The sequence below is a fragment of the Shewanella sp. 1CM18E genome (assembly GCF_023161665.1).
Taxonomy (GTDB): domain Bacteria; phylum Pseudomonadota; class Gammaproteobacteria; order Enterobacterales; family Shewanellaceae; genus Shewanella.
Window position 1 is genome coordinate 275,042 of record NZ_JALNTW010000003.1, and the last position, 13,573, is coordinate 288,614.

Annotated in this window: 11 protein-coding genes; 6 read left to right on the forward strand and 5 right to left on the reverse strand. The window is 42.2% G+C overall.

Going from position 1 to position 13,573, the window contains the following annotated elements; translation table 11 throughout:
- Window positions 1-179 precede the first annotated feature (179 nt).
- Window positions 180-1,418, reverse strand: a complete 1,239-nt coding sequence (locus MSG37_RS06745) for an NRAMP family divalent metal transporter (protein ID WP_248469815.1) — start codon at window positions 1,416-1,418, stop codon at window positions 180-182.
- Window positions 1,419-1,784: 366 nt separating this feature from the next.
- Window positions 1,785-2,366 (reverse strand): GNAT family N-acetyltransferase, encoded by a 582-nt coding sequence (locus MSG37_RS06750; RefSeq protein ID WP_248469816.1) that lies wholly within the window; start codon window positions 2,364-2,366, stop codon window positions 1,785-1,787.
- Between the two features lie 266 nt (window positions 2,367-2,632).
- Between MSG37_RS06750 and MSG37_RS06755 the strand changes: the two genes are divergently transcribed.
- From MSG37_RS06755 to MSG37_RS06765, 3 genes are all read left to right on the forward strand, one after another.
- Window positions 2,633-2,881 carry a DUF3297 family protein gene (locus tag MSG37_RS06755; RefSeq protein WP_248469817.1) on the forward strand — a complete coding sequence of 83 codons (249 nt, stop codon included), beginning with the start codon at window positions 2,633-2,635 and terminating at the stop codon, window positions 2,879-2,881.
- Window positions 2,882-3,048: 167 nt separating this feature from the next.
- On the forward strand, window positions 3,049-3,990 hold the full coding sequence (locus MSG37_RS06760; protein ID WP_248469818.1) for a glucosaminidase domain-containing protein: 942 nt from the start codon (window positions 3,049-3,051) through the stop codon (window positions 3,988-3,990).
- A 62-nt stretch (window positions 3,991-4,052) separates the two neighbouring features.
- Window positions 4,053-5,099: a metal-dependent hydrolase gene (locus MSG37_RS06765; protein WP_248469819.1), complete on the forward strand. Its 1,047-nt coding sequence runs from the start codon at window positions 4,053-4,055 to the stop codon at window positions 5,097-5,099.
- A gap of 62 nt (window positions 5,100-5,161) precedes the next feature.
- On the opposite strand, the gene MSG37_RS06770 is transcribed toward MSG37_RS06765, so the two are convergent.
- Both MSG37_RS06770 and MSG37_RS06775 read right to left on the reverse strand, forming a co-directional pair.
- Window positions 5,162-7,360: a hypothetical protein gene (locus MSG37_RS06770; protein WP_248469820.1), complete on the reverse strand. Its 2,199-nt coding sequence runs from the start codon at window positions 7,358-7,360 to the stop codon at window positions 5,162-5,164.
- Window positions 7,357-7,950, reverse strand: a complete 594-nt coding sequence (locus MSG37_RS06775; protein WP_248469821.1) for a GNAT family N-acetyltransferase — start codon at window positions 7,948-7,950, stop codon at window positions 7,357-7,359. The genes MSG37_RS06770 and MSG37_RS06775 overlap by 4 nt, the downstream gene beginning before the upstream one ends.
- A 478-nt stretch (window positions 7,951-8,428) precedes the next feature.
- Between MSG37_RS06775 and MSG37_RS06780 the strand changes: the two genes are divergently transcribed.
- Both MSG37_RS06780 and MSG37_RS06785 read left to right on the forward strand, forming a co-directional pair.
- The gene (locus tag MSG37_RS06780) at window positions 8,429-10,060 is read left to right on the forward strand and encodes a HAMP domain-containing methyl-accepting chemotaxis protein (RefSeq protein ID WP_248469822.1); all 1,632 of its coding nucleotides are present in this window, start codon (window positions 8,429-8,431) and stop codon (window positions 10,058-10,060) included.
- A gap of 311 nt (window positions 10,061-10,371) precedes the next feature.
- Entirely contained in the window at window positions 10,372-11,460 is a 1,089-nt protein-coding gene (locus MSG37_RS06785) for a DUF3083 family protein (RefSeq protein ID WP_248469823.1), read from the forward strand.
- Window positions 11,461-11,553: 93 nt separating this feature from the next.
- Here MSG37_RS06785 and MSG37_RS06790 read toward each other — a convergent pair whose 3' ends face one another.
- A complete protein-coding gene (locus MSG37_RS06790) occupies window positions 11,554-12,090 on the reverse strand; it encodes an acyloxyacyl hydrolase (protein WP_248469824.1) in 537 nt (178 codons plus the stop codon).
- Between the two features lie 327 nt (window positions 12,091-12,417).
- Between MSG37_RS06790 and MSG37_RS06795 the strand changes: the two genes are divergently transcribed.
- Window positions 12,418-13,560 carry a GGDEF domain-containing protein gene (locus MSG37_RS06795; RefSeq protein WP_348984456.1) on the forward strand — a complete coding sequence of 381 codons (1,143 nt, stop codon included), beginning with the start codon at window positions 12,418-12,420 and terminating at the stop codon, window positions 13,558-13,560.
- The last annotated feature ends 13 nt before the right edge of the window (window positions 13,561-13,573 follow it).

The window sequence follows — 13,573 nt, forward strand, 5'->3', positions numbered from 1 at the left end:
TCAGAACGATTTTTGGCAAACTAATTCAACGCGAATAGCTGCAATAATGGTTATTCCCTTATCAAAGCTAATCAACGCAGAAGTAGGCAGCCAAAAACGTTCCAGAATGGCGAGTTTTAGCGATTCTGATGCTGTGACTCTTAACAAACAAAGATGAAACTTGAACCTAGTTCAACTTGCTAGCTTCCCATAAACTTGGCGATAAAGTTTCCAACGTTGCCAAAGCTTGCTACGCCCATACCAATCACAATTAGCACACCCATAATTGATAGGTATACAGGGTGCTTGTAGTCACCAACAATGTCTTTGCGGCGAGTGGCGGCAAGCATAAACGCCAGTACGATAGGCAAAATTAAGCTGTTAATCAGACCTGCCAACATCAATAGTAAAATTGGCATATCCATTAATACCGTACCTGCACTGGTAATAACGATAAAGCCAATACAGCAGGCTTTTTCTTGGCGTTCAATGACCGGAAATAAGGTTTTAACCAAAGAGACTGCCATATAAGAATTACCCACCACAGAGGTAATTGAGGCAACAAATAACACTAGACCAAAAATGAAGTAACCTAAATCACCTGCACCTTGCTTGAATGCATCGGCAGCAGGGTTGCTTGTATCTAAAACACCACCAGCGGCAATAACGCCAAACACAGCTAAAAACAGCAAAATGCGAATAATTACTGCGATTGATATTCCAGCCCATGCAGCTGTTTTAATCGCGCCTATGTTGTCTTTACCTTGTAGGCCAATATCAACCAGTCTTTGCGCGCCAGTGTAGTAACCACCTACAGCACCGCCCACGATAGTAAGAGTTGGTAAGATTAAGCTGCCAATGTCTGCAGGCATCACTGCTGCCGTTAAGGTTTCTCCCATTGGCGGTAGGCTAGTCATAGCAACATAAGCGATTAGGATAATCATAAATAGGCCCAAATAGCGCGCCATCTGATCCATACGCTTTGAAGCGTTATGTAAAACAAACAATAAACAACCGACAACGCCTGTGAATAGCGCTCCCCATGTGGTATCGACACCGGTGAGCACATTTAGCCCCAGCGCTGCTCCACTGACGTTACCAAAGTTAAAAGCCACAGCGCCAAGGGCAAGCAAAATACCAATGAAGTAACCAGCGCCAGGGGCAATTTTGTTGGCAATGTCTTGAATGCGTAGGCCTGATACACCAACGATACGCCATAGGTTCATCACAATTGCAAAGGTGATAAACATAGAGGCAAAAACAGGAAACGCCATATCTATTTTGTAGATATTAGTGAATACCGCAGTTTGGGTTAAAAAGCCTGGACCAACGGAGGTCATTGCCATTAAAAAGGCAACACTAAGGATCGCTTTGTTTTTCCAAGAGCTAGAAATTGATGTGCTAGAGTTGCTGTTTATTGTTGTGGTTTGGCTGGTCATGCTGTTCTCAAAAATGGTTGTCTCTCACTTTATAAAAATAGAGAAACAACTGACCGAGATCAGCTGATGTAAAGCAAAAAACAAAGATAGGATATGCCGCAGCGGGCCGTTTTTTGCTGGGGGCGGATATTAATGACTCACTAAAAACAAGTCAACCGTTTATAGATAAAATTCAGCTGTTTATTAATAATGCTAACCAAACTAGCAAACAGTGCTACAGGCATCACGTTTTGCTTTTGGCGTTTATCGTTATAGCTCAAGTCTTATCAGCTGTTATGGATGTGCGGGTTGAATGTAGAGCGAGAGATTAAGCCGCTAGAACATAGCGGCTATTTATTACAGGCAGCTTTTTAGTTAACAGCGAGTCTAGTGAGCAGAGGTAAAGTTTGCAGCAGTGATAAATATATAGTGCTGCGGGATCTCTGCAGTCGACTTGCGAGTGGGCGAGAAACGTTGTTTGTTAACATCCATTTCAAAACCAAACTTTAGCAGGCTCTTAATCGATGGTTGGTTATCTTCGCTCACATAACAATAGACTTCGTCGAGTTGTAAGACCTCAAAGGCAACACTTAATAGCTGTTGCTTGATAAAACGGTTGAGTCCTTTACCTTGATATTGACCTGTGAGCCAAGTACCTATTTCTGCACGTTTCTCAGTAACATTGATATTCTTGAGGCGTGTAAAACCAATCACATTATGGCTTGCGCCGCACTTGACCGTGAACAATAAGCAGTCGCTATCACTCAGCACTCTGTCAAAATAGCTGTCAAAGGCGTCGGTAGTATCTTTGGGAAACCGTGCAAACCGCCAAATATCTGGATCCATTCCAATGGCCTTAAGTGCTGTAATATCTTCAGCAACTAAAGGAGAAATATAGGCATTTTGCTGCATAAATGAGCTGCACAGAGTTTGCGTGGCAGCGGCATATTTTTCGAGGTAATTATCCATAAGATGCGATAGATGATTTATTGGTTGAACATTGTTTATTAGTAAACTCCAATAATAGCAATTGATACTACTCATTAGCTAGTAAACTCAGCTCACTATACTCAGTTTGATAACTGGCGCACATTGAGCTATGAATGTAGTTATAACGAGTCGATAGCGGATGTTTTTAATCTTGCTTTGAGCATTTCTTCGCTTGAGCAAAGCCCGTGTATTGCCTACAATAGCGCACTTTTTATTTACAGCAATTTTTACTATAGGCCAGAATTATGTCTGACACTACAGCACAACCAGCTTTACCAGATCGTCTTTCAGTTAATCCACGTAGCCCACACCATGTAGAGGCTATTTTCGAGTTCGATATCGGTATTAAAGTGAACGGTAAAGAGCGTTTTGATGTTGAAGAATACTGCATCAGCGAAGGTTGGGTTAAAGTGCCATCTCACAAAGCACTAGACCGTCGTGGTCAACCGCTGATGATTACTGTAAAAGGCACTGTTGAAGCTTTTTATAAGTAATAACATGCTTAACTGAAAAGGCCGCTATTGCGGCCTTTTTTGTTGGTGTCAGTCTATGCAGTGTTTTTATAATGGCTGGTATAAATCATGATTGCCGTAGTCGTTAATATTGTCTTGCTGATATATTGCTTGATATCAAATCTCACCAGATTCAGTAGAGGGGCTTAATGTCTTTAGCCAAAATTATCGCCAGTATTATTTTAGTTGTTTCCCCTGCTGTCATTGCCAGTACTCAGCAAACATTAACTGCTAATGCACCCTTGGCTCAGCAGTTACCTCTGCCGCCGCTACAGCTGATAAAAACATACCCACAAGGTGCTGTGATTGAGCTTAACAATGCTCAAGCCTTAATGACTGAGTTTAATCAAAAAAACTATCAGCTAGAATCGGTTATTAATTCACGTCAGTTGCCACCTTATTTTGTTGAAAACTTGCCCGCGAATCTAAATGACTTACCCGTACAACAAAAAATTTCACTGTTTATTCGCTTGCTATTACCCACTATTAAGGCAGTTAATCAGCAAATACTTACCGTCAGGTCCCAAGTGATTAAACTTGCACAAAAGCCTAAATCACAGTGGTCTGCAGCTGAGCAGGACTGGTTACAAGGTTTGTTTGATAGCTATGTGGTTAAATCAACTCGAATAGACGATTTATTGTTACAGCTCGATATTGTGCCTAGCGGTATGGTACTCGCACAGGCCATTGATGAAAGCGGGTGGGGCAGTAGCTATTTTGCGGTTGCGGGAAATAATTTGTACGGCGAGCACTTATCTGCCAGTGGTGGTGAGTATTTAACAACGCCAGGCGGACGGGTAAAAGTCGCTGCATTTGCTAATTTATACCAAAGCACTGCCAGCTATATGCATAACCTTAACACAACGTTAGCCTATCAAGAGTTAAGATTGCTACGCAAACAATTACGCGCCCAAGATAAGTTAAATGGTGAAGAGTTAGTGCAAGCATTAACCCATTATTCAACTCGTGGTGAAGCGTATGTCGATAACTTAAGAGCCTTAATTAAACTACATGGTTTAGATGATTTTAATGCGGCTAAATTGACAGATACAGCCAGTATTCGTTACCGTTTTAGCACTCAAGTAAAGTAATCAGCCAAATAGTTGCTGATAGTCTGCAGTGAATATATAAGCCTACTAACAAGAGATATGTTGTGGATTCAATTACGCAAGCGGCGCTTGGCGCCACAGTTGCTGGTGCGATAGCTGGTAAACGCTGTAATGGTAAAGTATTGCTCGCTGGTGCGTTGCTCGGCACTTTGCCGGATTTAGATGTATTTATTGATTACGGTGATGATATTAGTAATACCGTAAAGCATCGTGGTTTTTCCCACTCCTTACTAATTTTATTGCCGTTTTCCCTGTTACTGGCTGGATTAATCGAACGGGTTAAACCTGTTGCTAACTGGTCTTTTTCAAGGCTGTGGTTGCTTATTGCTGCTTGCCTAATTACCCATCCATTGCTCGACAATTTCACCAGTTATGGCACCCAATTATTGTGGCCAATAGCGGGCTACTTCTCCTTGTCGAGCGTGTTTATTATTGATCCTTTGTATACTGTGCCGTTATTGATAGCGATTGCAGTTGGTCTGGCGCGAAAAGCGGCATTGAGTCGATATTGTGCTATCGCCCTATGTGTTTCATCGCTGTATCTTGGCTGGAGTTTAGCGGCCAAGGCATATATAGAGCAACGCGCTGTAGCAAGCCTCGATGCCTTGGGGATTAATGCTGAGGCGGTGTTTATTACGCCTACACCTTTTAATACCTTGCTTTGGCGTATAGTGGTACTTGATGGCGAACGTTATTGGGAGGGGCTTGCATCTGTGTTGGATGCCGAGCAAGAGGTTGAGTTTATTGCACAAAGGCGTGGTAGTTGGCCGTTGCCAGCAGAGCCTGAGCACTTACAGGCATTAAAAACCTTTACCCATGGTTTTGTTCGATTTGATCAGCAGGGTAAGCAGTTAGTGGTGTCTGATTTACGTTTAGGTATGTTTGGCAACTTAGCCTTTAAGTTTGTGTTTGCCGAGCAAGACAGCACAGGGCAATGGCAACCTATAGTGCCGACTCGTTTAGCTCAAGGGGAGCTTAAAGGTGATCTTAATAAGCTAAAAGACAGAGCCTTAGGTGATCAGCAAATTAACGCAAGTTTGGGTCTGTGCCCCTCACCTTGTGGTTTAAACGCCTCACAACTTAATGATTAGCTCACCATTATTAGCTCAACAAACGGCCGCTAACGATATAGCGGCTCGCCTTTACTTATTAGCTACTTGTCGCCTTCATTCTTGTTGATAAGCAATATAATTAACAGCATACCGAAGAATGTGACAATACTGACCTGCAAGGGCCCTGAGATCTCAAAGCCCATTTTACTGCCATTGAGAATATCGAAAATATCCTTTAGTGCACCGATAGATATTAGCGCCATTGAGCCTGAAAGGATCCGGGTAAAGCGCTTACTGTTGCGGGTGCGCAGCTTGTCATAAAGCTTAGCGGTTTCGGCAATGATCTCTTTTTGGCGGTATTGGATTTTGTCTAAGGTTTCTTGGGTGCGAGTGTGTAACTTCTCGAAATCCATATAGTGGAATACCTTTTGGATCATTCGAGTATGATCGGGAAAGGTCATCATGCTGCCAGCGCTAATTAGGTCTAATAGCCAATGAGCATCGTTAGTAAATTGCTTTAAACAGTCACCTTCATCGGTGAGCTTTTTGACATGGGATCTTAATTTAGCTGCGGAAATATCCTTATCTTTTAGGCTAGGCACCGCTTGCTCTAAGTTAATCTTTAACTGTTTATCGAGCAGTTTATTGGTTAAATGAAATAGATTGTTTACCGCCGCAGCAACTTCCATCATCTCTGCTGACTGCTCTAGCACCCAGTTTGGCTGTTGTAATAGCCCTAAAACACACTCATGGTGATTGGTAAATACAAACTCATCGTGGTTATAGCAATCACGATTAAGGTTATGTTGTTCGCTGGTAACGGTGCGCAGACACCAGTCATCAACCGCGCTGCGAAGCTCGCGCTGTGGCAGTACGAAGGCCGGGTAGGCAAAGTGTGATTTTAAGGATTTTGCAGTAACAGAATGATCGCGCCCATCAATTCTCTCAACGACTCTATCTAGCAAGGTTGAAACAAAGCGATTTTCAGAAGGATTAAAAATTAATAGGTCTTCAACTTCTTGCTGGTAATGCGGGTAGTGCGAGTTCAACAACCTGGCAAGTTCACTAAATCTTTGCTGAGCAAAGTCCTCTAACAGTCCCACCTGTTGATCATGCCAGCGCATGTCTTGATCCATAGCAAAGGGCGTACCTAAAGACATTGCATGACGCACGCCACTGGCGCTGGTATCGTCTAGCGGAGCTTTAAGATTAAGCGCAAAAATGCCCATAGGGTAATAAATCAATTCAACGTCAAAATTAAGCTGCTTATTGTTAGCGTTTCTATTACGAAACGGCATGCTCAGCCCCGGTAGTTGCCATGAATAGATATCTTCAAAGTCTTTGGCTATGCCAGCCCAAATATCGTTGAGCATGTTACTTTGTGGCGACTCGGCGCCCCAGTCTGCTAAATACAGTGGATGCACAGCTGGTGGACTAGCAACAATATTGCTTAAGGTTTGTCTTAGCTCTCGAGTAATCAGGTGATTGACGTTGGCAAAGTAAGAGATGCTGATTGAGCCTCGCTCTACATAAAGCTCACCAGATCCTGTTTGCCTGTTTTCACTGAAGAAGGTTAACGGTGGCCATAATGCTTCAAGATCTGTAGACATAATGTATTTGTCATCAGCGGTTAATGCGCTCACTGCCTGTAAAAACTTAGGTCTTAGTTCAGCCATTTGAGCGGTTAATAGCGCGGGTTCTCCCCAGCGTATTGCGTAAAGCTCGGCAATGATACTAACCCCGTCGTTAAAGTGCTGGTAGGCAGCAAATTCAGCATTCAGGTGCTCAGCGTAAAACTGTCGTTCAAATTCGTTAAACTGATGAGTGATAGCTTGCGCAGCAGCTAGGTGAGTTTCGATATTGTTTGCAGCATCAGACATTAACCAGTCTTGGCTGGTGTAAATTCCACGGTCAATGTAACAAATATCAATTTGAATGGCGGCAAACTGCTGCAGGACTTTAGTGATACCGCAATTTGGCAGCACCTCAAGGGCGGTAATACTGGAGCGAACCAAGGTTTCGGCGTGCAGGTACCAATTACTTTCTTCTACTTCGTGGCGGGCATAGCTATAACAGGCACAAAAGACTAATAGTGTTTCTGCAGCGGGAAGCGTTTCAAGCTGTTTCGCACCGATAACCGCTTGCTGCTCAAACTGATTAACGAGTGCGAATGCCGCAGATTGGCGCTGTTGTAAATTCTTTTTGGCCCAGTGGAAACCTTGCTCAAAATCTTCAGCGCGAATGTATTGAAAAAACTGTTCAAGAATAGATTGCTGCTGTGTGTCTCTATCAAGTGTCATGAGTCTTCCTTGGAGAGTATGTGGTTTCGCTGCTGTTTGAGTCTCGGATCCGTGGAGGTTAAGTAATAACTATTTATAAAAATATGTTCTACCATTTGCCATATCTGGCTTGGAGAAGGGGCTGAGCTGTGGCTTTGGACGTGATACATCAGTGCCATTGGTGCAGAGCCCATGTCATCATAATGCGGTGATAAATAATCGATATCAAAGGCGTTAAAGCCAAGTTTTTGATAAAACTTGGCCGGCCCTGTTTCAGCTTCAACTAACAATAAAATGTGTGTTGTTTGCTGCTCAATAAATTGAAACAGTTCGTCGCATAGCAGCTTACCTAGGCCTTGGCCTTGATGACTTGGGGCAATGAATAAGTAGCCAAGCAACGCAAATCCTTGCTGGGGGTAAAGCTCGGTAATTGATACGCCGTATACTTGGTTATCATCACAAAGCACAATACAGCGCGAGCTAGCGCTATCGATGGCTTGTTGTAGCTCGGCTATTGGCTCACGTTCCCAGTCGGGAAATACTTGGCAGTATATTGCCATAGCACTTTGCCACAATGAGCCACTGGCTTGGGTAAGTTGTTTTATCTGCATGATTTATTATATTTTTATGTTTGATAAATCTAAGCAAAGCTTGCCTAAATCTTCGGCTAAAAACAATATTGTGACGGGCTTTTTCTTGGATTTTGTCCACTTTGTGTTAGCTGGGCTGGCGCGCTAAGTAACCCAAATGGGGAGTGTTTATCGATTCTATATTGATTACGGTTTATATTGAAGTTAAATGCTGTTACAAGGGATCTGCTTAAATTACTTCTATTAGTTTATTACCCCTAGTTTATATTTTTCTTACTAAATTAGTTTTTATCTGTTTATTACTATTAGATGTATAAATAATAAATGTTAGCTTCAGGATGATGTTATTTTTATATCAGCATAAACTTCATTAACCTTGAAGTAATTAGTTGTAGGTTTTAGTGCTGTAATTATCCCTGTTCGATCACAGTTTATATTGAGCAAGCTGATAGTATTTCAGCCCTTTTAATATGCCTACGTCGGTTAAAACGGTTTTAGTATGTCTAATATTTCCATCAAACAATTACTTATCACGATTTTTATTAGCCTATTAATGATATTTGCCCTGTCTCTTGGGATTATCAAATACCATAGTAAGCAATTAGAAGCGCAAATATACACCTTAGAGCATGAGAACCAGACGAGCGGCTTAATCGCTCAGTTACTTAATAAGGTTTCAGGCTTGCGCCGTGAGCAATTAGGTTATAGCCTGCGCCGAGTGCAAGCTTCACCGATAAGTGAAGAATCTCGTGAGTATTTGGATCAGCAGATTATTGATATTGATGACATAATTCTTAGCGCTCAACAAACCGTTGCTACTGAAACTTTAGCGAAGATTAACCGACTTAAACCTGCTGTTAATGAGTTTAGCCAGCTACATAAGCAATTCTTAACCAGTGATAGCAATCAAGGCGCAGCTGCTGCAGGTGAAATGCTAAGCTCGATGGAAGCATGGCATATTTATAATAATATCGAGCAAGGTATTTTTGTGTTGATGGAGCAACAAGCCGCTAAAGTCGCAGCAGCTAAACACGAAGCCGATAAAGCAATGGAGTCATTAAATAGCACTACGATTATTGTGGCGATAATCTTTATTTTTGCACTTGTGAGTTCCGCTGCCTTTTTATTAAGACGTATATTATCACCACTGCTTGCGACTAAATCGGCACTTTCTATGATTGCTGCAGGTGATTTAACCGCTAATATCGACATGACAAAATTCAATAGCCGTGAGTTTAATGAAATGGCAAATGAATTACTGACAATGCGAAATCAATTGCAAGATATGATCTCACAAATTGGCGCGTCATCAATTCAACTGGCAGCGGCGGTTGAAGAGATGAGTACTATTGCTGGTGAGTCTGCTAATGGTGTGGGTCAGCAGCAATACGAGGTTGACCAAGTTGCAACGGCTATGACTGAACTGCAAACCTCTATTACCGAAATTGCCCGCAATACTAATCAAACTGCAGAGCAAGCGTTACTGGCGGTAAATGCGGCTGACAGCGGTAGTCGTGTGGTTGCCAATACTATGCTCGCTATTAATGAGTCTGAATCTGAAATTACCGCAGTAAGTGAAGTGATTAGTCAGCTACAACAAGATACTGATGCAATTTCAGTGATTGTTGAAGTGATTTCGGATATTACCGATCAAACTAACTTATTGGCACTTAATGCTGCAATTGAGGCGGCGAGAGCGGGCGAGCAAGGCCGCGGTTTTGCCGTGGTTGCAGATGAAGTGCGTACATTAGCGAGCCGCACCCAAAGTTCTGCCCATGAAATCAAAGCGACGATTGAGCTATTACAAAATCGCTCGCAAACCGCAGTTAACGTAATGAATTCGAGCCGAGATAAAATGAGGCATAGCGTTGAGCAGGCAAACTGCGCTAGCGTTGCCATTGATGATATCAACACTGCGATCACCCAAATTAATGATATGGCGATTCAAGTTGCCAGTGCCACTGAGCAGCAAACTGCAGTTACAGAAGAGCTCAGTCAGAATATTATTAATATTAGTGATGCGGCTAGCCGAGTGAGTGATGGTACAGCTCAGGTGTCTCAGTCGAGTAATGAGTTAAGCCAACTAGCAGTGAATTTAGCCGATATTATTCGTCGATTCCGCACGGCATAACTATTTGAGCACAATGTGGCTTAGCTATAGATAAGTGTTAGTAGCGGCTGAGTTCAATTGCCGATAGCCCCTTGGTGTCGGCTTTTGAGTTCGGTTTACTGCTTATATTGTTCGCTATTAAGCTCGGTTAATTGATACTTAAAATTCCTGCTTAAATCACGCATTTTTTATAGGGTTTTAAGAATAAAATCATATTCACAGCGTATTATATAGCCAGCAGATAAAAGTGAGTTCTATCGCAGGATTTTCGTCATAGTTTGTCGCTAATATAAGCAGCTGCTATGCAAGGTAACTTATTACAAGGAGTATTTATGGCCCTAAGTCATCAGCAAAAAGTGTATATACCCAAGGACGTTCGTAGTAATCAATATATCACCGCAGAAATTCTAGTCACTGATGCTCTGTTGGCACATTATCCTGATTATAAAACCTGTTATCAGACCCTAAGCCGCAGTATTTTTAAGTTGGCGGAGCAACAAGAAATTTATAACGTGCACGTTATAACTAACGACAAGTTGCCGGTGGTGCGTTTTCACACAGAAGCATACAGCTTTCCAACTGCAGAGCAGATCATCTTTTTCTACAACCCTGAATACCATCAAGCGCAAACCTTACACTGCAAAGATGATTATCGTGCCCGTAAGATAAGAATAGTGTTCTTGGCAACGGGTGAGGATATTCGCAGTAACTCTGCAAACTTCCATATTAAGGTGCAGTCATTTTTATCGACGCTAATGCCGCAACTACCTGAAAGTGAGCTTAAGGTTAAGATCCGTGATCACCAGCACCTGTCTTATGATCTCTTCGCGAAATCTAAGGGCAATAAAGAAAGCTATGGTTATAAGTTACGTTCAATCAGCAACCGCTATCAGGCGCGTGAATGCCCATTGCCTGAAGGGCATGGTTCATTGTGTTATGTAACCGTAAAGTTGCCTTTAGGTCGTAAACTTAAAAACGCCTTGCTGGCAGCAGATACTGATGACTTTACGCCTTTATATCAAAAGCTGGAAGACTGCTTTATTGCCGCCACAGCAGCTAAACAGCTTAAGCATATAGCAATGGTTGCTAATGGCTTAACGCCGCTTGTACGCAACAGTAAGTACGATCAGGTAGATGGCACCGATGAAGTGCAAATGCTCGGTTTTGATCCTAATGTTGAACAGCAACAGTTTATTCGTCACTGGGACGGTAATCGTCTAGTTGAAATGGTTAGCTTTACGATTGCAGCAGAGATTAAGGATTCAAAAGAGGGTGGTTTAGGCCGTTACTTAAACCGTGTTGAAGAAGCACTGAAAAGCTTTATTGCTGAGCTTGAGTTTGATAAGTCGCGTGAAGATTTAATCGTTCGCTTCCATCAGCACATAAGTTATCAAGCGCCAGCGCAATTGCTTGGTAAGTAAGAGTGATTTAACGATAACATATGCCTTTGCTGGAAGATTATTTAATCTTACCCTGCAAGGGCATTTTTAGTTTTTACACTCGTACTAGCAAATCTACCAAATATAGCCGTAGCTTAAGCCTATCGAGTCGGCACCATCGTTATGACTTGCCAGATCGGCATTTGAATAATGCATAAAGAACAAACCAATTCGGTGGTGCTCATTGACTATGACACCCATGCCGATCTTATCTTCAAATAACCAGTTTGAGCCTAAATTGCGGTCGAGATAAATCGAGTTTTCAACGTAAGCGGCACCAATACCCAGTTCAATGAAAATCGACATGGGTTCAAAATGCCATAAATATTGAAAAACAGGATTCAAGCTGACGATATGATTGGCTTGATGACCAACATCATCCCAACGCTGCAGCGAAGCTTCTAATCTTAACCCTATGTTATATGACTTTAAAAAGTCTTCAAACAGGGTCAAATCATGGGAGTAAGAAAGTCGCCAACTATCACCTCGACTAAAGCCATTCTCCTTCGCTGGAACAACTCCATAGGCTAATTCGAGACTGGAGTTTGCCATGCTATTCACAGAGAACATTGATAACGTCACACACAAAAATATCAGAGCGAATACTTTCACCTTAACTCCTACAGACACAAAGGTGCCATTAGTTAATCACTAGGCGAATCTGTATTAATGTTAGTTGGTTTATGCTGTTTCTGATAAAGGGAATGAGTACAGGTCTCGTTTTTATGCTGAACTGCATTTCATCTTGTGCTAAAAATGTCGTCTTAGTATAGAGTTACAAATTACTGTTGTTTACTCATCCCCAAATTCGACAAAGGGTGTTGAGCTGAATATTTAACACTGCAGGGCAGTGTTATGCATTTAATTCGGTTTATATTGAGGTTTACTTTGTCTGCTTTTTACCATAGTTGTCGCTATTTCCTTTTGCCGGTGTTGTTTGTGGCTGGCGCATTGGCAGCCGTCTCTTTTTATCAAGTCAATTTGCAACAGTGGCAGCCGATCATTGATCAACTTCCTTATTGGCTGTTAAGTGCAGCCATCATTATCGCATTGCAGTTTAATCGCAGCCGCTTAGGGTATTTGGCGCTATTACTGCTGGGATATTATTTCTATAGCACCACGCTTGCCAGCAGCGCAGAGCAACAGTTGTACGGGCAACAAATTCTACTTGGCGGCGGCTTAGTGATTAGCTGGTTTGCATTTGTTAAAGATAGAGGCGTGTTGTCTCCGCACTTTTTTGTACGCCTAGTTGGCATTACTTTGTGTATGGCTGCTGGGTTTGTCTGGGTGTGGTTTAATGCCGAGTACCAACAGCAATTGAACGATTATTTACCTGCCAATGGTCAGGTTAACTTTCGAGTCTTATTGCCTTTGTATTTATGTGTCTCTTTAGTGTGGATCCTTAGCTTATGGCGGGCAAACTTAGTTCATACCTCAATCTTTATTAGTTTGATTTTGTGGGGAGCACACTTTCTTGCACCTGAGTTAGTGACACTCTCGGTATCAATGACCTTATTGGCCGCGCTGTATATATTAACGGTATTGAGTGACTCCTATTTTTTAGCTTATCGAGATGAGTTAACCGGACTGGCATCGCGCCGAGCTTTATTTAATTTAGTGCTGTCGTTAGGGCGAAAATACAGTGTGGCTATGGTCGATATCGACCATTTTAAGAAGTTTAACGATACCTATGGTCACGATGTTGGCGATCAAGTATTGAAATTGGTTGCTAGCAAGATAGCTGCAGTTCGCGGCGGCGGTAAAGCATTTCGATATGGTGGCGAGGAGTTTACTATCATTTTTTCTCGTAAAGATGTTCAGTCGGTATTAGAGCACCTTGAAGCAGTGCGAGAAGCAGTTGAAGACTACGATATTGTGCTGCGTGATGAAAAACGTAAGAGTCAGTCTAAAGCAACCCGCAGTAAAGACCAGAGTCGAAATCAATTTAAAACGGTAAGTGTTACTATATCCATTGGGGTTGCCGAACATGAAAATGGTGAAACCTTTGAGCAAACCATGAAGCGTTCAGATCAAGCCTTATATAAGGCGAAGAAGAAAGGGCGCAACCAAGTTTGTAGTTAGTTTGAATTCATAT